The sequence below is a fragment of the Pseudoalteromonas rubra genome (assembly GCF_005887095.1).
Lineage (GTDB): Bacteria > Pseudomonadota > Gammaproteobacteria > Enterobacterales > Alteromonadaceae > Pseudoalteromonas > Pseudoalteromonas rubra_E.
This window is the reverse complement of the sequence record NZ_PNCI01000008.1, coordinates 65,710-89,474: the sequence shown is the minus strand read 5'-3', so window position 1 is coordinate 89,474 and position 23,765 is coordinate 65,710. Positions and strand designations below refer to the sequence as shown.

Sequence of the window (23,765 nt, the reverse complement as noted above, 5' to 3'; positions counted from 1 at the left end):
GCATGGGCTCCCTTACATCTTAAATTCAATTTCTATTTTTCCTTCGAGCAGCCTCGCGCTGCAGGGAGGATAACTGCGGTTGGTTTTATAAACCTTATCGAAAATATGTATTTCGACGCCAGAGTGCAACGAGGTATTAACCACCAGCTGAGTGTTGTTGAGCAAGTCGTGCAAAGTATGGTCTAATTCAGACAGCTGATGCTCCAGTGCTTCGGCTTGTTTGCAATAATGTTCCTGGGTTGCCCCTATCTTAGCCAGCAAGGTTTTTTTCTTTTCGGCGTCTTTAACATGATCGGCTTTTTCGACCGCTTTTTGCAGATTGTTGATCTGCTCATCAGTCTGACTTAACTCCTTCAGGCACAGATCGGTTCGCTCGGTGATTTCCATGCCACTGCGCGCCAGGTAGATGGCCATGGTTGCCCCTGAGCTGCTGCCAACTTCGCCCGCCACCAGCATTTTGGCATCAAAAATGGTACCGCCGATCAGTTTTCCCTTGGGCGACTCATCCAGGCCAACCTGCAACAGGTTTGCAGCTTTAATATCACAGTGATTGCTTTGCTTTTGAATAAAGACATTGTGACCTTCCAGATAGGTGTACTGACCGTGAGTAATCTGGACATCACCTTTGGCTATCAGGCGACAGGTGAGTCCCTGATCGTCGTTGCTGTGATCGAGATGACCTATGACCCCACCTTTGACTTCGATATTGCCATCTGAAATCAATTCGCCCGATTCCACAGTGCCCATAACAGTAATATCGCCATGGGCCTTGATCTTCATCCCCGGCTCCACATTGCGGGTGACCAGCACGCTGCCACTGAACTCAATATGGCCGCTACGTACATTGACATCGGCTATGGTAAAGATGTCGTCTACCCGCATGCCGTTTGGAACATCAGAGGGGCAACCCGCAATGGTGGCCACCAGTTGCAGCGGATTGGTAGGTGATATCTCCGTGCCCTCACCGGCAACAAGCTGAAAGGAGTCGCCAGGTTTGGGGGTAATGCTTTCGCCTGTAACAGTAAAGCCCTCTTTACCTGGTGTTGCCGGACGCTGGGTAACCAGTAAGGTGCCAGGCGCAACACTGGCCAGGGCACCAAAATCTCGCATATCCACGGTGCCATCTTCACGTAGCTTGGGCTGTTTCAGGCGTTCTTTCAATGTCTGAACATGGGGAATTAACTTAGCAGGGATACCATTTTCAGGTGGCCTTCCTTGTGCGACAACCCCGGTTACCTCAGAACCTGGCATGGATTCGAGCTGTTGCTTGAGTAAATTCTCGAGATAAACCTGTTTATAGCCCCGTGTTACGCCGATTTTGACGATGGCGCGTTTTGCATCCTCAAGGCTGATCATTTTGCCACCCTGAGCAGTTGTCAGTTTGGCGATTGCCTGCATTTTATCTTCGCTGAGTGCCACTTCGATATGTGCATCTTTTTGCTGGGCCACAATCAGCTGAGCAGCGGGGGTATCTTGTTTAAAGTAGGCTGCAATGGACTCGTGATCAATTGCGCAGTCCGCATAAGGTGAGCGTTCAAGTGCTTCAACCACAAACGCTGCACTGGGGGGCGACGCAGCTGCGACGTCCATCAATATATTGCCATTTTTTGCGAGTTTAAACACAGGCTTATCCTTATTGCTTATCACTTACTACGATAATGAGTACCTCAAATTGCCTTTGTAGACGGCCATAACAGAGTTAGGTCTTGCTTTGTGCGTATGACCAGATTGCTAAATTAATAGTATGCGGTCAAGTGTTTAAGATCAAAGTTAAGGCTATGAAAAATCACCGGGCAGGTATGAAAAAGCCCGCATAAAGCGGGCTGAGTAGCAATACCAATACACTAAGGTATTAGTTGGTGGAAGGCAGCTCCATGATGCCGTCAATCTCAATTTGTACGCCTTTCGGTAACTCTTTGACACCAATGGCTGCACGCGCCGGATAAGGCGTTTTAAAATGCTGGCTCATGATCTCATTCACAGTGGCAAAGTTGCTCAGGTCGGTCAGGAAGATATTTACCTTAACCATATCCTGTAGCTGGCCGCCTGCTTCTTCACATACGGCGGTCAGGTTTTTAAATACCTGCTGTGTTTGCTCCGCAAAGTCTTCAGAGATGACTTCCATTGTTTCAGGCACCAAAGGGATCTGCCCCGAAAGGTAAACCGCCGTACCGACTTTAACTGCCTGACTGTAGGTGCCGATTGCTGCCGGCGCCTGATCGGTTGAAATAATGGCTTTATTCATTGTCTTTCCTTTATCGCTTCCTGGTTACGCGTTGTACATCTGGCATTACCCGGATCCGGCGCATAATATTTGCAACGTGGATCCTGTCTTTAACGGTAACACCCAGGTCAATCACGTACAGGTTGCTCTCTTTTTCTTCGGTTGCAATCTCCACAATATTGGCTTGGGTACTTGCAACCACATTGGTTAATTTGGCCAACGCACCCTGATGGTTGATGATCTCAACCCGCAGTGCTGCGATGTATTCTTTTTCGGGGTTATCTTCCCACTTTACCACAAAGTATTTGGCACGTTCATTTCGCCAGCCTTTGATGTTTTTACATTCCTGACGGTGGACCATCAGGCCCTTACCCTGGCTGACATACGCGGTAATATCATCACCTGGTACAGGTCGGCAGCACTTGGCATAAGTGACCAGCATGCCTTCTGTGCCGATAATTGGTGCCTTCGCTTGTTGTGCCAGGCTTTCAATAGCATCATCGGCTTGTAACAGGCGTTTTGCAACCAACATACTCATGATGTTGCCATTGCCAATTTCCACCAGTAGTTCCAGTACCGTATTGAGCGAGTGCTCTTCCAGCACTCTGTCTATCTGTTCGGTTGGAATGTCATCCAGCTTGTGCTCGCCCAGTGCGGAGTCAAGTAAGCGTCTGCCCAGCAGGATAGACTCTTCCTGATGCTGACTCTTGAGGTAGTTACGCACGCCCAGACGCGCTTTACCCGTGACGATAAAGTTCAGCCAGGTGGCATTGGGATGTGCGCCTGAGCTGGTAATGATCTCAACGGTCTGACCGGTATCCAGTGCTTTACTCAGCGGGTACGGTTTGCGATTGACGCGTGCGCCCACACAGGTATTACCCACGTCGGTGTGTACCGCATAAGCGAAGTCGACGGCCGTTGCGCCCATTGGCAACTCAATAATACGCCCATCCGGCGTAAAGACATAAATCTCTTCCGGGAACAGTTCTGTCTTAACGTTTTCAACAAATTCAAACGACGAGCCGGCACTTTGTTGCAGCTCTAGCAGGCTCTGCATCCACTGTCTGGCACGTTGCTGTGCAGTGTGCCCCGAGCTGTCACCGGCTTTTTTATACATCCAGTGCGCAGCAACCCCTTTGTCGGCCATATGATCCATATCATGAGTACGAATTTGGATCTCCACCGGAATACCATGAGGCCCAACCAAAGAGGTATGCAACGACTGATAGCCATTGGTTTTGGGTACGGCAATATAGTCTTTAAAACGGGTTTCTATGGGCTTGTACAGGTTGTGTGCCACACCTAACACCCGATAGCAGGTATCTATGCTGTTGACGTTGATGCGAAAAGCATAAATATCCATCACTTCATTGAACAGCAGCTCTTTGTTAAGCATTTTTTTGTAAATGCTGTACAAGTGCTTCTCGCGGCCACTGACTGAGGCGTCAATACCAGCTTCTTCCAGGCGTGATTCAATCTCAGACTGAATATTACTGATCACTTCCTTACGGTTACCGCGTGCTTTCGCAACTTCTGATTTAAGTGCTCTGTGACGCATAGGGTATAGAGCTGCAAAACCCAAATCTTCCAGTTCATTCTTGATGTCATGGATACCCAGACGGTTCGCAATCGGTGCAAAGATCTCCAGGGTCTCGCGGGCTATCCGGCGGCGTTTTTCCGGGCGCAGGAAGCCAAGTGTACGCATATTATGGGTACGGTCAGCCAGTTTGATCAAGATAACCCGGATGTCCTGAGTCATGGCCATGATCATCTTGCGGTAGTTTTCGGCCTGAAACTCTTTTTTATCTTTAAAGTCGAGTTTGTCCAGTTTACTGACGCCGGCAACCAGCTCAGCAACCGTATCGCCGAAGATCTCGGCCAGGTCTCTTTGGCTGAAATCGGTGTCTTCGATGACATCATGCATCAATGCCGCCATCAGGGTTTCATGGTCCAGCTTCATACTGGCCAGGATCTGCGTGACTTCGACCGGGTGGGTAATATAAGGCTCGCCGCTGGAGCGGGTCTGCCCTTCATGCGCTTCGCGGGCAACCACGTAGGCTTTTTGCACCAGTTCCACGTCTTCGGGTGGCAGATACTCTGATATTTTTTTCTTTAAGCCTTCAAACAGATACATTCACACTCCAATGTTCCAGCGAAGTTATACCAATTACGCAATAGCATATCCTGAAATAAGGCTATGACGTTTGATTGGTATTAATAATAAGTTAAGTACTGAATATACGATGAATTGACTTCGAAGCCAATCGACTAACAAATTTATTAGTCTAATAAAGAGGTGGCGACACACAGGCTGTTGGCCCGGGGCGCAGAAACAATAACGCCAGCTAAAAAGCTGGCGTTATCTTATAACAGGTCGCAGTGGATTAGCGATTGCCACCCACAATTGCAGCAACAGCAGCAAGCTCAGCAGCTTCCTGAGTTTGTTGCTCTTCGCGATCGATCATGTCCAGTGAATCGCTGGTGACCATGCCTTTTTCGATCTCGCGCAATGCGATTACGGTTGGCTTGTCATTTTCAGCATCAACCATAGGGTCTTTACCACCGACTGCAATCTGACGAGCGCGACGCGCTGCAACAAGAATTAGGTCGAAACGGTTACCAATTTTATCTACTGCGTCTTCTACTGTTACGCGAGCCATCGAAGCACTCCAAAAAATTCAATACATTTAGCAAAGGGCTAGTCTACTAAAAAGCGCCGGATTCGCCAAGTATATGGTTAAAAAATATCGGGTCGTTACGGCTAAAAGGCTGGATTGGTCGGTCGCAGACCTAAACTCGATACAGCCAGCCACAGGAATCGCTTATTTTAACAGTTCGGCGATCAGTACCTGTTGGTTCTGTTGCTGTTTTTTCAGCTCCAGGCGTGCAGCCACCACAATATGCTCCAATTCGTTCAAAGCAGTATCAAAGTCATCATTGACCAGCAGGTAGTCAAATTCATTGTAGTGAGAGCACTCAGATTTGGCCTGCTCCATCCGCGAGGCAATGACTTCCTGAGAATCTTGTCCACGATTATTCAGACGCTCTTCCAGTGCCTGCTTAGAAGGTGGCAGAATAAAGATGGTTTTTACTTCGGGCATCAGCTCACGTACCTGACGCGCACCTTGCCAGTCAATGTCGAGAAATACATCGATACCCGCAGCCAACTGTGTTTCGATTGCCTGCTTAGAGGTGCCATAGTAGTTTTCGAATACCTGCGCCCACTCAAAAAAATCATTCTGATTGATTAAGGTTTTAAACTCATCGACAGACACAAAGTGATAGTGCTCGCCATTATTCTCTCCCGGGCGAGGTGCGCGGGTTGTATGAGACACGGATACCCGGACCTTATCTTGTCTTTCCAGCAGGGCTTTAATCAAACTTGACTTTCCAGCACCAGAAGGCGCCGAAAGAATAAACAAATTACCGCGATTTTGATGTGGCATACGTCAGACCTATAGGGTTGCAATACAGCGATGTGGGCGTGCGCGCATCGCTGGTTGTCCAAAAGCGTTATTTTAAAGCCATATCGTTTAACTTACCAGCACCGAGGTGCTTAATCCGTGCGTTGCAGCACAAACATCTGATAACCAAACTCGCCAAGGTACTGCTCATAAATGGCGATTTCCCGGGCCATATCCAGCAGTGCAGCTGACTCAGGCTGGTGGCTGAGCTGCCTTTTGACCTCGGTTTTGAGCGGTTCATAATAGTCTGCCCAGGCTTGTTGACTCAGTGTAAAGTGCGCTAACACCCGAAAGCCTGCCTGCTCAATTTGCACCAGACGCGCTGAAATGGCGTGCATATCCGGATATTCCTGTTGCCAGAAGGCGCTTGCTTGTTCTGAGGGCATATCCTGTAACCACACCAGATCGCTGACCATCAGGCAACCGGCCGAACGCAGAAGCGGGCGCCAGGCACTCAGCGCCGCTTCAAAGCCCATAATATAAGCCGAGCTTTCGGCCCAGAGCAGATCAAAGCTGCCAGGCGCAAAGGGCAGTGCGGTCATACTGGCGCACAGGGGCGTGACGCGCTTATCGAGCCCCTGTTGCTTTAGCCGTTGTGCCAGGCTATCGATTGCCTGCGTTTCATTATCCACCGCCGTGATCTGTGCCTGAGTTTGTGTTGCCAGCAACTCAGTCGCAAAGCCTTTACCACAGCCGATGTCCAGCACGGTTTGAGGGGCAAAGGGAACATGCGTCAACGCTTTGTGCGTATCGGTATTGCTGCCCGGTCCCCAGCGTTCCAACTGATGAAAGACCGCCATAAAGTCGGCCATATAAGAATCGTGTTCATTCATGTCTTTTGATAACCATTTTAAATAAAGGGCCTGCTGTTCATCAAACCCTTGTTGTTCAAGCCAGTTTCGGTGTGCATCGGGTGCCAGCTTATCGGCCTGTGTAAGCCAGTCGCGTAGCGAACCGCGCCCAAGCAGCGCCGATAACAAGGTATGCGCCTGTTGCTTGTGTGCTATCTCGGCTTCCAGCTCGGCGAGCCTGCGGCTCAGTACCGTACGGTCTAGTTTGGCCTCCAGTGCCTGTTTACATTCACTCAGCGTTAGCCCGCCAGCCTGTAACTGTTGCAGCAGCCGCACTCTTTGCAGGTCCTGTTCGCCATATAGCCGATAACCATTACTGGCGCGATTGCCACAGAGCAGTCCGCGCTTTTCGTAATACAGTAAAGTAGAGCGCGACAATCCAAGCTGCGCAGCCAATTCAGAAATCCGATACACCCCGTTTGCTCCCTATGTATGCCTGACTTTGTAAAACCCGGTCAGGCGGTAACGAATGAAAACGATAAACTATGAAGTTATAGACAGGTCAACGATTGAGAGCAAAAAAATTGGGATGTTTTAAAGTACCTATTTAAGCGTGTCTATGTTCGTTTAAATGCAAGAAAATTGCCTTGCAGCACATTCGTTGAATGAACTGATTAAGATCATAAAAGTATTCATAAAGAGCAGGCAGGGTGTTAATCGTGTTTCCAAAATGTTGCGTTTTGTAGTTTTGCTTGCTAGTTTAGCGACAATAATAAATAGGGAGATACATGCGCGTGAAGAACAGTCCTGACAAGCGCAATTACAAAGTGGAGAATTTCAGGCGCTATGTGCAGCGCTCAATCCGCCAGTTAAGACACCACAGAGGCTGGTCTCAGCAAGAGCTGGCCAGGCGGCTTGGTGTCGACCAGGCCACCATAAGCAACTACGAATCCGGCAAAACAGATATGAGTTATGCCCAGATGTTCGAGCTATTTCTGGTTTTCGGTAAAGACCTGACCGGCGTACTGAACTTAACCGACCTTGAAGACCAAAGTCCTTCACCAGACGAAAAACCAGAAAAGGAGTAGGTTATGAAAGAAGTATACGCCATCATGGAATATGCCCCTCTTATCGTTATTTTGTTGGGATTGGTGATTAGTTGGAATGTTGCTACAGCCCGCTGGTTTTTATTGGCTTATGGTCTTTTCGAAATTATTGACTTAGTTACTCTACCCATCACATTACAGTGGAGCACACATTATTACCTTGCTGACATTGGCATGAGCTTGATTTTCGTTTTACCCATAGTGTATCGCAGAAATCTGGCATTGCGGCTTCATGTGTTGTCGGGCAGTCAGTACTTTAAAAAAGTGTACAGACTACAAACTTTATCTGCACAGGAATGCACAATATTGCTGCTCATAGCTTTGATGTGTATTGCAAATCTAATCACCTGGCTAGAAGTCCTGGCCTACAAGTATTACGTTATTGATTCGGCACCCTTCAAACTATATATCAGAGATAACTTTATGTTAGTGATGCATATTGTATTGTGTTTGAGCATGTTTGCATTTGCAATGAGTGCAAAGGTAAGAGAAACATACGCTGAGCGTGAGAGCGCTCTTTGAAATTGCTGTTTGTCCCACATTGACTGATGTAGGTGGGCTAATTCATGTTTGATACAGACTTCATGTTTGCATTGGAAGCATGATCATCTAAAACATCGACTGAGTGAGTCGAGTATTTACGGAGGCGTTATTAAGTATGGAGCAAATACACTTAGACAAATTGAAAAGTGTGAAAGGTGGGGCTGGGATTAGTAGCCCCGATTTACCTAGTCGAGTCCAAATAGCTCAGCCTGCTCCGAAAAAGAGCTGTGGCGGCTAGAGTCAGCTTAATTGCTAAAACAAAAAGCGCGTTCAGCGCTTTTTTTATGAAGATATACATAATCTTGCTTTAGCCCGTGAATAGCGCTGGACAATCAGCTAATAACCTGTTTTATAGACCGTTTATGATCCATTAGAAAGACTTTTAGTAGTGAGTTACAAAGCAGGCTCGGCAGGCTTTGAACAAATACGCCGGGGTGAATGAAGTATGCTAACTATCACCAACTTATCTAAACATTTCGACAGTCATTGCGCGCTTAAACAGGTTTCTTTTTCCGTAGAGCCGGGCGCGGTATTAATTATTTTAGGCCCTAATGGCGCTGGCAAAACCACGTTGTTTAAAATACTGGCCGGCTTATCTCACGACTATCAGGGCAGCATCTGTTTTGGCCCGGACAAAAAGTTGCAGGCGCATGATATTGGGTTTGTATTTGACTCCTCCAGGGCGCTTTACCCCAAATTGACGGCATTTGAAAACCTTCGCTACTTTGGCGTTTTAAAAGGCTTATCACGGCGGGTTGCAAAAGACACTGCGCTGCAACTTCTTCAGAAGTTTAACTTATCAGACAAAGCCCGGCAGCAGGTTCAACTGCTATCCAGAGGCATGCAACAGCGCCTCGCATTGTGTCTTTCATTGATCTCCAGCCCTAAGGTCTTGCTACTTGATGAGCCAACTCTGGGGTTGGATATTGAGAGTCAGAAAGAGTTTGAAGCGTGTATTGAACAGGTTAAAGAGACAGGCACCATTGTCCTGATAGCGACACACCAGATGGATACGGCGCAGCGGCTCGGTAATTATTCATTGCTGCTAAACAAAGGGGAAGTCGTGCGCTTTGGCAAAACACAGACATTACTGGCAAGTGCTGTGGGTGAGCAGTACACCATTACAACGCAGCACCCGCTTCCTGAGGCGCTCCCTATGCAGTGTGAGCGATTGTCTGAGCAGTCACTCAGGTTTGACACCTCCGTGGGCAGTCTTAATGAAATGCTGACAGTGCTCACGCGTTTTAACATTGTCACCGTTGAAAAGCATCAGGCCAGTCTGGAAGGGTTGATCCGCAGGGAGTTAAATTTATTATGAATTTTATGACTTTGCTCGGGCTGGAGCTGCATCGAAAGTGGGTGACTTCAAAACGATACCCGCTGAACTTTTATGCCAGTATTGTTTTTGCTGCTGTCATTCTCATCCTGGTTATTTCGGGCGCCTCTTACCTGTCTGGCGGGGCATTATCATTGCAGCGGATGGAATCTTTGGTACTGGGGTATTATCTGTGGACACTGACGGTTGGTATTTCATCTACTGCCGCTGAAGAGATTGTTGAAGACGCCAAGTTAGGTACGTTGCCACATATTTTAACGTCAGCGACATCCCTATTTAGTATATTGCTGGCACGCAAAGTGGTGCTGGTGCTGTATCAGTTGCTGGTTGTGGGTGTTGGGTATGCATTTATCAATTGGTATTTTGACCTGCAAGTGCACTTTCATTCGTTGATGCTGCTGGTCTTTTTGCAGGTAGTCGTTGCTGGGTTTGCGGTGTCTTACCTGTTAGGCGCCATCGCTCTGGTAAATAAGCAGATGAGTACCTTTGTTGCTTTTGTTCAGCTGCTCCTGCTCATGGTGTTTTTGGTACCAATAGAGAGTGAGCTAAGCCTCTATATCCCCGTCAGTGGTTCGATGTTTTTGCTCAGATCTTTAGCCGGTGGCATACCTGTCGAAGCAAGCCAGATGGTGCTCGCAAGCCTGCCCAGTGTTATTTTATTTATGCTGAGTTCGCTGTTTTTCCACTTTATGTATAAACAGGCCAAGCGCCGGGATGTGGTCACTCAGCTGTAACGGGTAAAACCAGCGCCAAAGAGCCCAAGTTTACTGGGCTTTTTGCTCTGCCAGATACGCCTGCACACCTTCGTTTTGCGCGCAATTAGGTGTTCTCAACCGCAATGGTGAAGTCAATGGAGTCAAAGTAGCTCTCTGCGCCTAAAAATAATGTGGCATCGACTAATGCAGATGCCGCAGCTATTAATTCCAGTTGAGCAGAGCGATATTGGCGTTACCTTCGTAACGGAAGGTTAGGTTTACTTTGGCGCCTGTTGCTCGCATAGAATACAACTGGTCACAGTCTACATATTCGGTGCAGGTAAAGGGTTTACCCAAGAAACGATAGCCTTGTTCTTTGTCATCATACACCAGTGTATCTGGCTGTAAATTGACATCTGACAGAATGTATTCAGTCCCAATATTATCCTCTTTTACCGAGCTTATGGCTTTGAGTTGAACCTTTTTGCTTGATGCGTCGGCAGGCGCATTATTTACCTCAGACGCTGTCACCTCTAGCTGGTAATGGTGGCCCCATTGATATTCAAACCCTTCAATCAAGCCATAATGCAATGAATAGCTTTCCTCATCAGAGGGTTTGACCCTGAGGCATAGTTGTTGTGCCACCCCAGTACAATGTTGAGCGTAAGCATCAATGTTCCAAACTTGTGTTTTTGTTTCTGCACGCTCATTTGTATTCTGTACTGATGGTGCAGCGCTGGAGTCTGATGAGCCGCAACCTGCGAGATAAAGCACCGCCACGCTGGAGATGAGAGCTTGCCTGCTGAGAAATGTTATTTTTGTCATGTCCATATTCCTTTTTATTTGACTGCACGATGATGTTAACTGTCCCCCGATTGTGTTTCAATTGGTGTCGACAGATTAATCGGGCATATTTAAAAAGGCGCTATTGTGTATGACTTGCAGCAATTATTCAGTCAGTTGAAAAAATTAACCTTAAATAGAAATACTCAACCTGAGAGGCAGCGACCATTGAAGAGCTCATTAAGTTGAGTCAGGATTATGACGGTCACAAACGAGAAAACGCCGTTTTAAGACTAGGTATGATGGGCGATCCGGTGGCTATTCCCTGTCTAATTATCCGCGTGAATGATTGGGTGCCTCAAGTTAGAGATGCGGCAGTAAAAGCGTTGAGCAAATTGATGGTAGACGAAAATGTTGAGGCCTTTATTCAGTGCCTTCCTCAAGTATATCATCTACAGGACTGCCATAGAGCCAATCATCAAGATGTTATTCGACAAGTGGAGACTTTGCTGTTAACAGATACAAACCGAGGCCATTTGTTGGCAGCTGTGCAAAGCGCAAACAGTTATGTAGCCAGGCTCTGCTTGAATTTAGTCATTGAACATCAGGTTGTTGATGCCCAAACGCTGTTGCCTATGGCTTTTGCGAGTAAAGATGTCTTAGTCAGAGCTCATGCTTTTCGTTGGTCTGGCGTTCACTATCCGCAAGTGCTGGAGAAGTACTACCTAAGCTTATTAAATGATAAGTTTATGCCAATCCGAAAAGCCTCATTAAAGCACCTACTAATGGCCACTTACAGAGCTCAGGTTGCTGAAAAAGGGCTGGTTGATCGCCATTCGTCGGTACGTGAGCTGGCTGTAAAGCACTGCCTGGAAAATGGTATTGATGTTGTGGCATTTTACAGGGAGCACCTAACTAAAGACTCAAGTACTAAGGCGGCTATCTGGGGGCTTGGCTATCTGAAGTGTGTTGATGCACTATACAAAATAAAATGTTTTTATCAGCATGGCGCACCCTCTCTCAGAAAGCAGGCGCTAAACAGTTTATTGAAGTTAGACTCCCACAATAGTAAGGCTTATCTGTTGAACGGGCTTAAAGATCCCTCTCCTTCAGTATGTAAGGAGGCAGCAAGACTGATTGTAAAAACACAGGTCTACCTGAATGCGAAAGCGTTGATGGATATCATTTGTGGCTCAGATCATCCGCATACCGCACGAGCATGTGTCGCGCTATCTCATCAAATCAATAAGTGGGAAAGAGTGGTATTTTTACTGATGCTAATGTCAAACGAACAGGTCGTTTTTATGTTTGATGAAGGTCAGATTAAATCAGAGCTGGCGAATTGGGGGGATGACTATAACCGTTCATTTATCCAGCCTACGCAAGCGCAAATTTATGAGATCCGCGTGTTAATGGCGGGAGTGCCCACAACCAGGTTTAGTGAACATTTCCGCAGCTTTGCGCACGCCCTTAAAACTTTGGGCATTCATTAAAGAGCATACTAATCATTTTGTTATATCTGCACGAAGGGCGGCAGAGGAAATGAAACGCGGGAGTGTTGAACAAAAAAGCCCCAGCAGCTGGGGCTTGGTATAGTAAGCCAAAAGAGGCTCAAAAAAACATTGTTCAATATTCTGGATCTGCTTCTTGAGTGGTGTTCTAGACCTTGACAAATTTCAATAAGTTATTGAGTGATTTTTCAACACGTCACTCAGTATTGGATGCAATAGTATCCATTTTTAGTTTTATTTCGCTATAATGGATATTATTGTATCCATGCGGCCGTTGCGAATGAATTTTACCTTACTTGATGATACCGATGTAAGCCAAGCCTATGCAGCTTATTTGCGGGAGTCACGCCAACGCGCAAAACTGTCACGAGCTGCGTTGGCTGAACGAAGCTGCGTACCTGCGGCCACCATTAAGAAATTTGAGTTGACCGGGCAAATTTCATTTCGCCAATTGCTATTGCTATGGCAGACCCTCGATTCGCTTGAGCGGTTATACGAGCTCACAGTGCCTAACAAAGAGCGCGCTACTATGCCCTCTAGTATTGATGAGGTACTAAAAGATGAGTTTTAAACCTATTCAGAAGCTCACAGTAACTCGCACGTTAAGCTCAGGAGAGCTGGGTGCTGTAGGGGTTTTGGCTCAGAATCGGCAAGGTGTTTTTTTCCAGTATGCAGACAGCTATTTGCAGCAGTTTGGTAATTTATCACCCTATACTTTACAGGCGAGCACACAAGTTCAAGTCGCACCTAAAGCGCCGCATCAAGGTGTACATGGCGTATTTGGAGATTGTTTGCCCGATGGCTGGGGTATGTTGTTACAAGATCGTATTTTCCGGCAAAAGGGCATCCTGCCTAATCAAATAACAGCGATGGATAGACTAGCCTTTGTCGGTGATAAAGGCATGGGAGCATTGTCTTTTTCTCCGGTGTCTGAGTTCTCAACCACGACGAACGCGGATATTGATTTAGCAACCTTGGGTTTAGAAGCGCAAACGCTGTTCGATGCTTCAATGTCAGATTATATAGACGACAACCAGGATGAGTTAGATGGGCATACTCAACAGGTGTTGGCTGCATTAGTCGCCGGTGGTAGTTCGGGGGGAGCAAGGCCCAAGGCGCAGATTTATATGCCTGCTGGAGAAACTCAGCATTGTCGAACCTTCGCTCAGCCTGGAGATGAGGCTTGGCTGATTAAATTTACCTCGAAGAATCTAGCGCTCGGTCATGAAGAAGGTTTGTGTGAGGCGGTTTATTTGCAAATGGCTGAGCAAGCTAAGTGTCAACCGCCGCAATGGCGACTCATTGAAGCACCACCTACAAGCGGTGCGTCTGCCTGGTTGGCGCTTAAGCGTTTTGATTTTGTCACTCAACAGACCAATTTAAGCGGCAATCGCAGTTCAGGTCGCCTACATATGCACAGCGCTTGCGGGCTGCTGGATGCAGACTTTAGAACGCCAAGTTTAGATTATATTGACTTGATTAAAGCCAGCCGTCAGTTGTGTAAATCTCCTGCTGCTGGACAACTGCAATTTCGCCGCGCCATTTTTAACCTGCTGTCGTCTAATCAAGACGACCACAGTAAAAACTGGGCGTTTTTGCAAGCGGATGACGGTCAATGGGATCCTGCACCTTTTTACGATGTTACTTACAGCCCACATCCATTCAACGAACACGCCACTGCGTTCGGAGGTTATGGTAAAGCGCCACCGCTTAAAGTGATGCAAAAACTAGCGACCAGTGCTGGCTATCGGAGTTGGCATGATGCACAGCAAGTCATTGAAGAAGTAGCAGAAGCCATCAGCCAATTTACGTATCTTGCACAGCAGCAAGGGATCAGTAAAACAATAGTGTCTGCGATTGCTAAGACATTGGATCAGCGCAAACAAGAAAATGCAGCGCTTTTTCTATAACAATTAAGAAGGGACAACAATGAAGCTCGGCCGAAACGATCCTTGCCATTGTGGCAGTGGGAAAAAATTTAAACGTTGTTGTATGAGCAGCGTTTCCAAGCAACATGCCCAAGTTTTCGATGATGTTGAATCTATGTTGGCAATGAATCCAAATTGGAGCCTTGATGAACTCAACGCAGCTTTGCAACACAAAGTTCAGGATCGCAATAATCAACCTCATCCCGATTTTTGTGGCGTGACGCCAACGCAGATGTCCAATTGGCTGTATGCGCCTTTTACTGAATTGCAGTGGATCACAATCAGTACGCCAGACAGCCTTGCTGCCAGCCCAGTGATGCGCTATTTAGCCCTCATTCTGGATGAAGCGATGGCGCAAAGCGGCTCCTTCAAAGCCACGAGCAAAGGCAACTTGCCGACTAAATTAGTCAAACAAGCCAGTGAGTTATTGCCCGAATTTGCCGTTGCTCAATTCGAACGTAACATTAGCATCAGTGAGTTTGCGGGCAGCAACGAAGACAAGTTTAATGCCTTGCACTACACCCGAGTGCTTGCCGAAATTAGCGGTATTATTTATCGACGTAGCGGCCGCTACCATGTGAAAAAATCAGCGCAAAAGCAGTATCAGGTGTCAGGTATACAAGCATTTTTTAAACCTATGTTAGAAGCCGCCATCAGCAAATATAACTGGGGCTATTTGGACGGTTTTGAGTTTGATGCCGACTTGCGCACTTTTTGGCTGTTTATGCTGTGGCGTATTCAAAGTCACAGCAGTGTGGATCAGCTTGTGAAAGAAGTAATGACAGCTTTCCCCGATTTACTACAGGGTTTCCCAGCAGATGATTACTTCTCGCCAGAAAGAAACTTAAGCATGCTCATCGAATCACGATTTATTGAGCGATTTTTGCAGTTTTGGGGATTTGTGACCCTTGATCCAAGAAGTTTTTTAAACGCTGAACCCGTCGCCAGAGTGGTTCAGGTACAGCCTTTATTGAAACAAACTTTTCAATTCACAATAAATACATAGCAAGGTCATCGTGAGCGAATATCAATACTATAAATTTGAGTGTCTGGATGGGTATTTACACGCTAAAGCGCGACAAGCACTCAGAACGATTTCAAGCCGTGCCGAGATAAGCGCTACGTCCTTTCAGGTGTATTACAACTACGGCGACCTAAAGGCAGAGCCTTTTGAGCTGATGTTAAAATACTTTGATATCGGTTTTTACTATGCCAACTGGGGCTCAATCGATGCCTACATCAAGCTACCAGCAGGAACGCTCCCTGAAGCTGTACTTAGCTTTTCAAGTGATGGGCTTCATGTTCACGAAAACGATGAGTGGCAACTGCTGATTTTTTCCATTGAAGAGTACTACGAATATTTTGACGATGAGCATGCTGACGACTTTTTCCAGCATTTAGCCGCTTTACGCAGCGGGTTAATGCAAGGGGATTGGCGCCTTGTGTACTTTATGTGGCTCAAAGCGTTTGATTTTAATGATGACGTTGAGCGAGTGCCGTTAATCCAATTCGATTTTGAGCACCTTAATGAAGAAGTGCAGGCGTTTGCGGCACTCTATGATATTCCCTTAGCATTAGTTAAGGCTCTGGCCATGGTGCTGAAGGAGCAACCCAGTCACCAAGCCAAACAAACCCAATTTCAGTTTGATACGTGGCTCCATAATCTCTCGCAAGTAGAGAAAGACACGCTTTTACGCACGCTGTTTGAGCAAGGCCAGCTAACCCGACACCAAGCCTTAGCGCTGACGCGAAAAGAACCTGCCAACACAGGCGAGATCTATCAATACTGGTTAACCCCCGAGGTAATTTCCCCTTTCATCGAGCAAGCGAAAAGCCAATTACAGCAAGAGCAAGCCGCAGCGCTCGCAAAAAATTAGCCATCGAAAAAGCAGAAAAAGAAAAAGCGTTGACGGATGTTTACAATCGGCGTGAGCACTACTGGCAGCAAGCACAAGAGCAAGCGGATCGAACTTGCGCCAGTGGTTACGATGCGGCATCACGCTTTCTGTATCAGCTGTTTGAGGCCTACCAGTTTAAAGAGGATGAAACGGCGTTTGAACAACGTTTTAAGCGCTTTGTTGTGGCGAATAATAGTCGTAAAGCATTGTTAAATCGCTTGCGTGATTTGCTTTAAACGATGAAGCTAATAGGCTGGCCAAAGGACGTTAGCAAAAAACTGATTGAGGGGTGACTGAAAGGTTGTAAGCCCAGCAAAAGGTCTACAGGTTGTTACCCATAAAGTCACTTTATGTAGACCCCTAACTGCTGGATTTTTCCATTCATTAAAATATACAGATGACTACTCTGCTTGCATTACACGCTTTTACGCGCAGAAAAGTGTAACTTGGTTCTGATTGAGTATAAAACATCCCTTTAATAGCTATCTTTCTTCTCTGAAGCTGCCCTTGTTGGCCAAGTTTTAGTCATGTGGATATGGGCTACTGCTGTACGAATATGACGCACATATTTTTTATTCAGCAATTGGATGTCTTGCAGTTTTCTCTGAGACTCCGAGATGTTCTGACAAAAGCTGTCGTGCCTCGCCCTCTGGTAGCGCGTTATCGAGATAGTTGTAGGCGACTTCTGGTGAGTGCGTATTGTCCAGCGTTAAAGCTGGGGAAAGCGGGAAGCCTGTCAGTTTCCAATCTGGTTCGTATTCTAGTTTGAGCAGGTTTGTATTTTTATCTAGGGTTAAGGTGCCAATACGACGATCCGCCAAATAGACAAACAAGGTATATTCTGCTGCCATAGTCATCATATCCATTCATCATTACCGACCGGGTGACTATCATCTTGCGCTGTAGATAGAGGGGAAAGCGACGGTGACGTGAGTTTGATACCCAGTCCGTGTAGAACTGCAAACACAGCAGCAAGGGTGCAATTGTCATTGCCATTCTCAATGCGCGACAAGGTGTTGACCCCCACATTGCAAAGCGCAGCGCAGTCAACGAGTTTCATATTCATTGCTGTACGCTTTGCTTTAATCAGTTGCCCCAATACATTCGCATTCTCAATAAATTCTGTCTCAGGCATTTCTGAGATTGTCACTTTCTTAGCCATCGCTTTACGCCAATATTCATCAATATCAGTGATTACAGGGGAGTGTGAATAAATAACAAGTTTGTTCACCGTTAATGGTGATTTTATGTGTTGATGTTAGCTGTAACTCTATAATTCACCGTTATCGGTGAATTATAGAGTGCGGTGTTATGAGTTACGACACATAACCTGCAAGATTGAACTTGTATTGCTTGCTTGGGAGCCATTGAAATAATCGCATATTCAATACGCGCTTCTCTGAGGTGCGGAAAATGGCTCTGAAACTTGTTACTTTTCTTATTCTTAAAGTTAGCAGGTGAGATCTCAGCAACAAACGATTTCCCGTCAATCGTATACGGCCTTTCTACTGACTCTGCCACACCGTTGTTGATCCTGGTGATCAGCGGGTCATTCGGCGACACATCTTTTGGAATCGCTTCGTAGGTTTCACAAAGGTACAGAAATATAAGTGAATATCCTTCGCACTTTTGTTTTTATGGCATTGAAATTATTATATAAAATCATCATTGACAGAATTTTACAACTCACGCATTGTGGGTTTTTAGACTAAATTATTTTAGCTCTAAATAGCAGTATCAAAATGTTGGTACTTGCCTTATCCCGCCTAGGCAAGCGTAGTTACCTTACAGTCAGGGATTATTAAGGAGACTATTTATGTCTACAACTGGTGAAAAGCCCGGAACAGGTACTTACAACTGCAAAAACTGTAGTGAGCAAGTTACGTTGAATGATCACGACGATAGATTACCGCCTTGTCCACGGTGCAGCCGTACAGAGTATACACCTTAAGCTTTTTGAAGAGCACGCCTATGCAATGGAGTGAAAAATATGAATAATTACATAAAGGTACCTCTACCAAAATATACTGAGCTGACAGTTGAGCTATTTAATCAAGCAATACGAGCTTCTAGTGAGTGGGATGAGGTTACTATTATCAAAAGTATTGATGTTCATAGCACAAGTTTGAACTTAACACTGACTAAGTCGAACGGGGAGCTGTCAACGCAAGAAGATAAAGTATCCATTCATAACATACTGGAATCACTAGGCTTTATATATGAATATAACCTTTAGTATCTAGTTGAAAAGTTGGTAGTAGTTAGAAGTTATGTCTGACTACTACAGTCAGAAATATCTCTAGTTTGACTAGAAAAATTTGATATAAATACTCAGCCATCACTTCTAACGCTTCCCTTCGCCCATCCAAATAATCATATCTATCGTATACTCCTTCAACCCCTTTTAGCTTATGGTTTAAGCATCGTTCGGCGATATGGCCAGCTACACCATTGCTTGCAAGTAGGCTTCGACAGGTACGGCGTAGGTCATGGACGGTAAAGTGGGGCACAGGCATTTTGTCTTCACGGAATAGCTTTTGAATGGCGGCATTGAGTGTGTCGGGGCTGATGTGTCCAAAGCGTTTGCTGGCTCTGCGGTTTGGAAAGGCATAGTCAGAGCCAAAGGCGCGTATTTGCAGCTCTTTGAGCCATTCAATTACGACCGGGCTTAGTTACGATACTCATTCGCCCTTCGCTGATCCGGATATAGAGGCAATTCACTATTGAGCAATTGCCTACTTTGCCCGTTTTTATTAAAGACTATTTCAACGCAGAGAAACAGCCTGAAACATCACTCAATATTCTGGATCTGCTCGCGCATTTGCTCAATCAGTACCTTGAGTTCAACGGCGGCGTTGGTGATCTCGGTGTTGATGGATTTAGACGCCAGGGTGTTAGACTCGCGGTTGAATTCTTGCATCATAAAGTCCAGGCGTCGGCCACAGGCGCCGCCTTTTTTCAGGATCTTATGGGTTTCTTTAACGTGTGACTTGAGGCGGTCGAGCTCTTCTGCCACGTCCTGCTTTTGGGCAAGATAGATAAGCTCCTGCTCCAGGCGGTTCTCGTCGATTTCGGCTTTCAGGTCTTCCAGCTTAGCGGTGAGCTTCTCACGCTGCCATTTAGCGACTTCTGGCATATGGCCTTCGACGATGGCAACCTGCTCCAGAATACTATCCAGGCGGGTGGTTATCATGGTTTCCAGGTTGTTACCTTCACTGGCGCGCGCTGCTTTAAAGTCTTCAACCAGGGCATCAAAGCCTTTTAGTAGTTCGCTGTTTACTGTGTCCAGATCTACTTCTTCGGCTTCCATTACGCCTGGCCAACGCAGGATATCAGTAGGGTTGATCTCGCCACCGCTGTGCGACTGCACCCATTTGGCGTTTTCAATTAGCTGTTTGCTCAGGGTTTCGTTGATCGACAGCTGACCTACGTGCGCCGGGTTGGCGGTGAACTTTAAAAATACTTCCACTTTACCGCGCTGTAAGTGTTTGCGCAGGCGCTCGCGAATAACCGGCTCCAGGCCACGGAATTGCTCCGGTGCGCGGATAAAGGTTTCAAGATAGCGTTGGTTTACGGAGCGGATCTCCCACACACCGGTGCCCCAGTCGCCCTTGATCTCTTTACGGGCATAAGCGGTCATACTATGGATCATATAAGTTCCTAATCTAATTTAAGGTTGTGGCGTGTCTGCATGTGGTGACCAAAGGGTCAGCGCTGTCGTTGCTGAACACACACATCGCCATGAACGAAACACCGCCATTATAGCTGAAACATCGGCCAGCTCTAGTGGCTGGGCGTGAATTATTCGCGATCCGCATGGCATAGCGCCTGGGAACCCTTTATAATATCGCGAAACTTTGATCATAGGGGAAGGTGGATGCGTCCAAGCGAAAGAACTGCAAATCAAATCAGACCGGTAACTTTTACACGTAACTATACCATGCATGCCGAGGGCTCGGTGCTGGTAGAGTTTGGCAACACTAAGGTGTTGTGTACTGCTACGGTTGAAGCGGGGGTACCGCGTTTTATGAAAGGCCAGGGCAAAGGCTGGATCACTGCAGAATACGGGATGCTTCCGCGTTCTACTCACACGCGCAATGGCCGTGAAGCGGCAAAAGGTAAGCAGGGCGGCCGTACTATGGAAATCCAACGTCTGATCGCTCGTGCATTGCGTGCCGCGGTTGATTTGAGCGCGCTGGGTGAAAACACCATTACTATCGACTGTGATGTCTTACAGGCCGACGGTGGCACACGTACTGCGTCTATCAGCGGTGCTTGTGTTGCTTTGGTTGATGCGCTGACTCATATGCGTGCCAAGGGCATGATCAACGCGAACCCGCTGAAGTTTATGATTGCGGCTATCTCTGTGGGCGTTTACAACGGCGAAGCCATTACCGATCTGGAATATCTGGAAGATTCAGAAGCCGAAACCGACATGAACGTGATCATGACCGAAACCGGCAAACTGATTGAAGTACAAGGGACAGCAGAGGGCGAACCTTTCTCATTTGAAGAGCTGGATGAGCTGCTGGCACTGGCTAAGCATTCAATCCGTGAGATCATTGACCTGCAAAAACAGGCTCTGGCATAAGTATTCGTAAATAAGAAGGTATCGTATGAAACAGTATCAAAAAGACTTTATTGAATTTGCCCTGCAAAAGCAGGTGCTGAAGTTTGGTGAGTTTACGCTTAAATCTGGCCGTACCAGCCCTTATTTCTTCAATGCGGGCCTGTTCAACACCGGTCGCGACCTGGCGCGTTTAGGTCGTTTTTACGCAGCCGCATTGGAAGATGCCGGCATTGCCTACGACGTCCTGTTTGGCCCGGCGTATAAAGGGATCCCAATTGCGACTACCACTGCCGTGGCACTGGCAGATCACTACGACAAAGACGTCCCTTACTGCTTTAACCGTAAAGAGAAAAAGCAGCACGGTGAAGGTGGCAACCTGGTAGGCTCTGAGCTGGCTGGTCGTATCATGCTGGTGGATGATGTGATCACGGCGGGCACGGCTATTCGTGAATCGATGGAAATCATCGCAGCCAACGGTGCTGACCTGGCGGGTGTATTGATTGCCCTGGATCGTCAGGAAAAAGGCAAAGGTGAGCTGTCTGCCATTCAGGAAGTTGAGCGCGACTTTAATACCGCTGTGGTATCTATCGTGAAACTGGCTGACTTAATCACTTACCTTGAGCAACAAGGTGATATGGCAGAGCACCTGGAAGCGGTTAAAGCGTATCGCGACCAGTACGGTGTTGCTTAATTAAGTAGACCGATAAAATCGTATTTAAAAACCGGCTTAGGTGATGCACTTAAGCCGGTTTTTTTATGTCTGCTGTGGCGACTTTATACCAGCTGCAAAAGTGTTTTGTGTGGTTCTGCTCACAAAACCAGCCAAGGTTCAGGCGAGTATGATAACCTAAGCGGGTTAGTCAGCTTATTAGTTAATAAAATCATGCATATTCACATTCTTGGGATCTGTGGCACCTTTATGGGTGGCATTGCGGCGATTGCGAAGTCGCTGGGCCACAAGGTGACGGGATCCGACCAAAACGTTTATCCACCTATGAGCACTCAGCTGGAGTCGCTTGGTATTGAATTAACCCAGGGCTATGATCCAGCCCAGCTGGACCCGGCACCCGATATGGTGGTGATTGGCAATGCCATGAGCCGCGGGAACGCCTGTGTGGAATATGTACTGGAGCGCGGCTTACCTTATACCTCAGGCCCCGAGTGGCTAAAACATCATGTGCTGCAAAACAGCTGGGTACTGGCGGTGGCCGGTACGCATGGTAAAACCACCACCGCCAGTATGCTGGCCTGGTTGCTGGAATATGCAGGACTATGCCCGGGTTTTCTGATTGGTGGCATAGTGCAAAACTTTGGCGTGTCGGCACGCACCAGTGATACCCCGTTTTTTGTCATTGAGGCCGATGAATACGACACAGCGTTTTTTGATAAGCGCAGTAAGTTTGTTCATTATCTGCCGCGTACCCTGATCATGAATAACCTGGAATTCGATCACGCCGATATTTTTGCTGATCTGGCCGCCATTCAGACCCAGTTCCACCATTTACTTCGTATCTTACCTGCGCAGGGTAAAGCAATTTACCCGGCAGCGGATAAACCCCTGTGCGAAGTGATAGACAAAGGCTTCTGGAGCCAGCAAGAAACCCTGGGTGGCGACTGGGATTATCGCCTGTGTAAAGCCGATGGCAGCCAGTTTGAGGTGTTACTGAACAACGAAAGTCAGGGCACGGTGAGCTGGCAGGCCATTGGTGAGCATAATGTGAAAAATGCCCTGATGGCCATTGCGGCTGCCCGTCATGTGGGGATTCCTGTGTCTGTCAGTATTGAAGCGCTCGGTGAATTTATCTCGCCCAAGCGGCGTATGGAGTTGCTGGGAGAGGTAAACGGTGTGTGTGTGTATGACGATTTTGCACATCACCCTACGGCTATTGAAACCACTTTGGCAGGATTACGTGCCAAAGTGGGCGATGCCCGTATTACCGCGATTTTGGAGCCGCGCTCTAACACCATGAAAATGGGTGTTCATCAGCAAACCCTGATGGAGTCACTTGCGGCAGCCGATGAGGTGATGCTGTTTGAGCCGCCCAATCTGAGCTGGTCACTGCAAGACGCTGCTAAGCAGGCAGGCTATGACTGTTATCACAACACAGATGATATCGTGGCGGCGATGGCGGCCAAAGCAAAGCCGGGTGAGCATGTCTTGATCATGAGCAACGGTGGGTTTAATGGGATCCATGCCGCAGTGTTAAGTGCGCTGCGCGAAAAGAGGTCATAAAGTTATGTCACAATTTAAGCCGGCCATTACGCTGGCATTTAGCGGCGCATCGGGCGCACCTTACGGATTGCGTTTACTCGAAGTACTGGTGGCGCTGGATTATCAGGTGTATGTGCTGATCTCCAGTGCGGCGCGAGTGGTGCTGGACACCGAATCTAACATTAAGTTATCTGGCAACGAAGACAAAGCCACAGCACAGCTTAGTGAGCTGTTTCAGGCCAGGGCTGGGCAGATCCAGGTGTTTGGTAAAGACAACTGGTTCAGTCCGGTGGCGTCGGGCTCTGCGGCGCCGAAGAAAATGGTGGTTTGTCCGTGCAGCGCGGGCAGTGTGTCGGCGATTGCTATGGGCGCATCCGATAACCTGTTAGAGCGCGCGGCAGATGTGGTGATCAAAGAGCGCGGCGAGCTGATCCTGGTGCCCAGAGAAACGCCGTTCAGTGCCATTCATCTGGAAAATATGCTTAAACTGAGCCGCTTAGGGGTCACTATTATGCCTGCGGCGCCCGGGTTTTATCATCAACCACAAAGCATCGAGGATCTTGTCGATTTTATGGTGGCGCGTATTTTAGACCATTTAGGTATAGAGCATCAGCTGGCGAAACGCTGGGGCTATGGCGATTGATGTCGCTCGGTTAAGCAGCGTATCGGTACAAACAAGTGAAAACAACAACATGGGGATGTGA

General features: G+C 47.3%; 24 protein-coding genes and 2 pseudogenes. 15 read left to right on the top strand and 11 right to left on the bottom strand.

The window, feature by feature from the left end; all coding sequences use genetic code 11:
* Positions 1-12: 12 nt before the first annotated feature.
* The 6 genes from CWB99_RS03795 to CWB99_RS03770 all read right to left on the bottom strand — a co-directional run bounded on the left by CWB99_RS03795 (position 13) and on the right by CWB99_RS03770 (position 6,953).
* Entirely contained in the window at positions 13-1,623 is a 1,611-nt protein-coding gene (locus CWB99_RS03795; protein ID WP_138550673.1) for a DUF342 domain-containing protein, read from the bottom strand.
* A gap of 229 nt (positions 1,624-1,852) precedes the next feature.
* Positions 1,853-2,245, bottom strand: a complete 393-nt coding sequence (locus tag CWB99_RS03790; protein ID WP_010383501.1) for a RidA family protein — start codon at positions 2,243-2,245, stop codon at positions 1,853-1,855.
* Positions 2,246-2,255: 10 nt separating this feature from the next.
* A complete protein-coding gene (gene spoT / locus CWB99_RS03785; RefSeq protein ID WP_138550672.1) occupies positions 2,256-4,358 on the bottom strand; it encodes a bifunctional GTP diphosphokinase/guanosine-3',5'-bis pyrophosphate 3'-pyrophosphohydrolase in 2,103 nt (700 codons plus the stop codon).
* 250 nt (positions 4,359-4,608) lie between these two features.
* The gene (gene rpoZ / locus CWB99_RS03780; RefSeq protein WP_054014719.1) at positions 4,609-4,884 is read right to left on the bottom strand and encodes a DNA-directed RNA polymerase subunit omega; all 276 of its coding nucleotides are present in this window, start codon (positions 4,882-4,884) and stop codon (positions 4,609-4,611) included.
* Positions 4,885-5,046: 162 nt separating this feature from the next.
* Positions 5,047-5,670: a guanylate kinase gene (gmk, locus tag CWB99_RS03775; RefSeq protein WP_138550671.1), complete on the bottom strand. Its 624-nt coding sequence runs from the start codon at positions 5,668-5,670 to the stop codon at positions 5,047-5,049.
* A gap of 110 nt (positions 5,671-5,780) precedes the next feature.
* Complete coding sequence (locus CWB99_RS03770) at positions 5,781-6,953, bottom strand: MerR family transcriptional regulator (protein WP_138550670.1); 1,173 nt, start codon at positions 6,951-6,953, stop codon at positions 5,781-5,783.
* A gap of 320 nt (positions 6,954-7,273) precedes the next feature.
* On the opposite strand from CWB99_RS03770, the gene CWB99_RS03765 reads away from it, so the two are divergent.
* The 4 genes from CWB99_RS03765 (at position 7,274) to CWB99_RS03750 (ending at position 10,198) form a co-directional block, all read left to right on the top strand.
* On the top strand, positions 7,274-7,567 hold the full coding sequence (locus CWB99_RS03765; RefSeq protein ID WP_249331672.1) for a helix-turn-helix transcriptional regulator: 294 nt from the start codon (positions 7,274-7,276) through the stop codon (positions 7,565-7,567).
* Positions 7,568-7,570: 3 nt separating this feature from the next.
* On the top strand, positions 7,571-8,107 hold the full coding sequence (locus tag CWB99_RS03760; protein ID WP_138550668.1) for a hypothetical protein: 537 nt from the start codon (positions 7,571-7,573) through the stop codon (positions 8,105-8,107).
* A 466-nt stretch (positions 8,108-8,573) separates the two neighbouring features.
* Positions 8,574-9,446: an ABC transporter ATP-binding protein gene (locus tag CWB99_RS03755; protein WP_138550667.1), complete on the top strand. Its 873-nt coding sequence runs from the start codon at positions 8,574-8,576 to the stop codon at positions 9,444-9,446.
* Positions 9,443-10,198 (top strand): hypothetical protein, encoded by a 756-nt coding sequence (locus CWB99_RS03750; protein WP_138550666.1) that lies wholly within the window; start codon positions 9,443-9,445, stop codon positions 10,196-10,198. The genes CWB99_RS03755 and CWB99_RS03750 overlap by 4 nt, the downstream gene beginning before the upstream one ends.
* 183 nt (positions 10,199-10,381) lie before the next feature.
* Here the strand turns inward: CWB99_RS03750 and CWB99_RS03745 are convergent, their stop codons facing one another.
* Positions 10,382-10,990 carry a DUF4377 domain-containing protein gene (locus tag CWB99_RS03745; RefSeq protein ID WP_138550665.1) on the bottom strand — a complete coding sequence of 203 codons (609 nt, stop codon included), beginning with the start codon at positions 10,988-10,990 and terminating at the stop codon, positions 10,382-10,384.
* 179 nt (positions 10,991-11,169) lie between these two features.
* Here CWB99_RS03745 and CWB99_RS24860 point away from each other — a divergent pair.
* The 6 genes and pseudogenes from CWB99_RS24860 to CWB99_RS03720 all read left to right on the top strand — a co-directional run.
* Positions 11,170-11,322 (top strand): annotated as a pseudogene (locus CWB99_RS24860) (HEAT repeat domain-containing protein); the annotation flags it as partial.
* Positions 11,323-11,526: 204 nt separating this feature from the next.
* Positions 11,527-12,435 (top strand): HEAT repeat domain-containing protein, encoded by a 909-nt coding sequence (locus tag CWB99_RS03740; protein WP_249331668.1) that lies wholly within the window; start codon positions 11,527-11,529, stop codon positions 12,433-12,435.
* 298 nt (positions 12,436-12,733) lie between these two features.
* Positions 12,734-13,024 carry a helix-turn-helix domain-containing protein gene (locus CWB99_RS03735; RefSeq protein WP_138550664.1) on the top strand — a complete coding sequence of 97 codons (291 nt, stop codon included), beginning with the start codon at positions 12,734-12,736 and terminating at the stop codon, positions 13,022-13,024.
* Positions 13,014-14,363 carry a type II toxin-antitoxin system HipA family toxin gene (locus CWB99_RS03730; protein ID WP_138550663.1) on the top strand — a complete coding sequence of 450 codons (1,350 nt, stop codon included), beginning with the start codon at positions 13,014-13,016 and terminating at the stop codon, positions 14,361-14,363. Before CWB99_RS03735 ends, CWB99_RS03730 begins: the two co-directional genes overlap by 11 nt.
* Positions 14,364-14,382: 19 nt before the next feature.
* On the top strand, positions 14,383-15,387 hold the full coding sequence (locus tag CWB99_RS03725; protein ID WP_138550662.1) for a YecA family protein: 1,005 nt from the start codon (positions 14,383-14,385) through the stop codon (positions 15,385-15,387).
* 10 nt (positions 15,388-15,397) lie between these two features.
* Positions 15,398-16,515, top strand: a pseudogene (locus CWB99_RS03720) (hypothetical protein).
* A 336-nt stretch (positions 16,516-16,851) separates the two neighbouring features.
* On the opposite strand, the gene CWB99_RS03715 reads toward CWB99_RS03720, so the two are convergent.
* Together CWB99_RS03715 and CWB99_RS03710 are read right to left on the bottom strand one after the other, a co-directional pair.
* On the bottom strand, positions 16,852-17,139 hold the full coding sequence (locus CWB99_RS03715) for a HipA N-terminal domain-containing protein (RefSeq protein ID WP_249331659.1): 288 nt from the start codon (positions 17,137-17,139) through the stop codon (positions 16,852-16,854).
* Complete coding sequence (locus CWB99_RS03710; RefSeq protein ID WP_249331656.1) at positions 17,136-17,510, bottom strand: helix-turn-helix domain-containing protein; 375 nt, start codon at positions 17,508-17,510, stop codon at positions 17,136-17,138. Before CWB99_RS03710 ends, CWB99_RS03715 begins: the two co-directional genes overlap by 4 nt.
* Positions 17,511-18,095: 585 nt before the next feature.
* Here CWB99_RS03710 and CWB99_RS24855 point away from each other — a divergent pair.
* Positions 18,096-18,230, top strand: coding sequence for a zinc ribbon-containing protein (locus tag CWB99_RS24855; protein ID WP_138550661.1), 135 nt, complete (start codon positions 18,096-18,098; stop codon positions 18,228-18,230).
* A 310-nt stretch (positions 18,231-18,540) separates the two neighbouring features.
* Here CWB99_RS24855 and CWB99_RS24540 read toward each other — a convergent pair whose 3' ends face one another.
* Both CWB99_RS24540 and CWB99_RS03695 read right to left on the bottom strand, forming a co-directional pair.
* Positions 18,541-18,912, bottom strand: coding sequence for a hypothetical protein (locus tag CWB99_RS24540; RefSeq protein WP_349304471.1), 372 nt, complete (start codon positions 18,910-18,912; stop codon positions 18,541-18,543).
* A gap of 158 nt (positions 18,913-19,070) precedes the next feature.
* Entirely contained in the window at positions 19,071-19,931 is an 861-nt protein-coding gene (locus tag CWB99_RS03695) for a YicC/YloC family endoribonuclease (protein ID WP_130244905.1), read from the bottom strand.
* A 225-nt stretch (positions 19,932-20,156) separates the two neighbouring features.
* Here CWB99_RS03695 and rph point away from each other — a divergent pair, with 225 nt between their 5' ends.
* The 4 genes from rph to CWB99_RS03675 all read left to right on the top strand — a co-directional run bounded on the left by rph (position 20,157) and on the right by CWB99_RS03675 (position 23,704).
* Positions 20,157-20,870 carry a ribonuclease PH gene (gene rph, locus CWB99_RS03690; RefSeq protein WP_010383487.1) on the top strand — a complete coding sequence of 238 codons (714 nt, stop codon included), beginning with the start codon at positions 20,157-20,159 and terminating at the stop codon, positions 20,868-20,870.
* Between the two features lie 25 nt (positions 20,871-20,895).
* Positions 20,896-21,540 (top strand): orotate phosphoribosyltransferase, encoded by a 645-nt coding sequence (pyrE, locus tag CWB99_RS03685; RefSeq protein WP_054014710.1) that lies wholly within the window; start codon positions 20,896-20,898, stop codon positions 21,538-21,540.
* A 192-nt stretch (positions 21,541-21,732) separates the two neighbouring features.
* On the top strand, positions 21,733-23,082 hold the full coding sequence (mpl, locus tag CWB99_RS03680) for a UDP-N-acetylmuramate:L-alanyl-gamma-D-glutamyl-meso-diaminopimelate ligase (protein WP_138550660.1): 1,350 nt from the start codon (positions 21,733-21,735) through the stop codon (positions 23,080-23,082).
* A gap of 4 nt (positions 23,083-23,086) precedes the next feature.
* Complete coding sequence (locus CWB99_RS03675) at positions 23,087-23,704, top strand: flavin prenyltransferase UbiX (protein WP_138550659.1); 618 nt, start codon at positions 23,087-23,089, stop codon at positions 23,702-23,704.
* Positions 23,705-23,765 lie beyond the last annotated feature (61 nt).

Excerpts from the sequence above, each read along its gene's own strand:
- CWB99_RS03695 (WP_130244905.1), bottom strand. The coding sequence starts at position 19,931 with ATGATCCATAGTATGACCGCTTATGCCCGTAAAGAGATCAAGGGCGAC.
- CWB99_RS03675 (WP_138550659.1), top strand. The coding sequence starts at position 23,087 with ATGTCACAATTTAAGCCGGCCATTACGCTGGCATTTAGCGGCGCATCG.
- CWB99_RS03725 (WP_138550662.1), top strand. The coding sequence starts at position 14,383 with ATGAAGCTCGGCCGAAACGATCCTTGCCATTGTGGCAGTGGGAAAAAA.
- CWB99_RS03745 (WP_138550665.1), bottom strand. The coding sequence starts at position 10,990 with ATGGACATGACAAAAATAACATTTCTCAGCAGGCAAGCTCTCATCTCC.
- pyrE (WP_054014710.1), top strand. The coding sequence starts at position 20,896 with ATGAAACAGTATCAAAAAGACTTTATTGAATTTGCCCTGCAAAAGCAG.
- rpoZ (WP_054014719.1), bottom strand. The coding sequence starts at position 4,884 with ATGGCTCGCGTAACAGTAGAAGACGCAGTAGATAAAATTGGTAACCGT.
- spoT (WP_138550672.1), bottom strand. The coding sequence starts at position 4,358 with ATGTATCTGTTTGAAGGCTTAAAGAAAAAAATATCAGAGTATCTGCCA.
- rph (WP_010383487.1), top strand. The coding sequence starts at position 20,157 with ATGCGTCCAAGCGAAAGAACTGCAAATCAAATCAGACCGGTAACTTTT.
- mpl (WP_138550660.1), top strand. The coding sequence starts at position 21,733 with ATGCATATTCACATTCTTGGGATCTGTGGCACCTTTATGGGTGGCATT.
- CWB99_RS03730 (WP_138550663.1), top strand. The coding sequence starts at position 13,014 with ATGAGTTTTAAACCTATTCAGAAGCTCACAGTAACTCGCACGTTAAGC.
- CWB99_RS03760 (WP_138550668.1), top strand. The coding sequence starts at position 7,571 with ATGAAAGAAGTATACGCCATCATGGAATATGCCCCTCTTATCGTTATT.
- CWB99_RS03750 (WP_138550666.1), top strand. The coding sequence starts at position 9,443 with ATGAATTTTATGACTTTGCTCGGGCTGGAGCTGCATCGAAAGTGGGTG.
- CWB99_RS03735 (WP_138550664.1), top strand. The coding sequence starts at position 12,734 with ATGAATTTTACCTTACTTGATGATACCGATGTAAGCCAAGCCTATGCA.
- CWB99_RS03755 (WP_138550667.1), top strand. The coding sequence starts at position 8,574 with ATGCTAACTATCACCAACTTATCTAAACATTTCGACAGTCATTGCGCG.
- CWB99_RS24855 (WP_138550661.1), top strand. The coding sequence starts at position 18,096 with ATGTCTACAACTGGTGAAAAGCCCGGAACAGGTACTTACAACTGCAAA.
- CWB99_RS03715 (WP_249331659.1), bottom strand. The coding sequence starts at position 17,139 with ATGATGACTATGGCAGCAGAATATACCTTGTTTGTCTATTTGGCGGAT.
- gmk (WP_138550671.1), bottom strand. The coding sequence starts at position 5,670 with ATGCCACATCAAAATCGCGGTAATTTGTTTATTCTTTCGGCGCCTTCT.
- CWB99_RS03790 (WP_010383501.1), bottom strand. The coding sequence starts at position 2,245 with ATGAATAAAGCCATTATTTCAACCGATCAGGCGCCGGCAGCAATCGGC.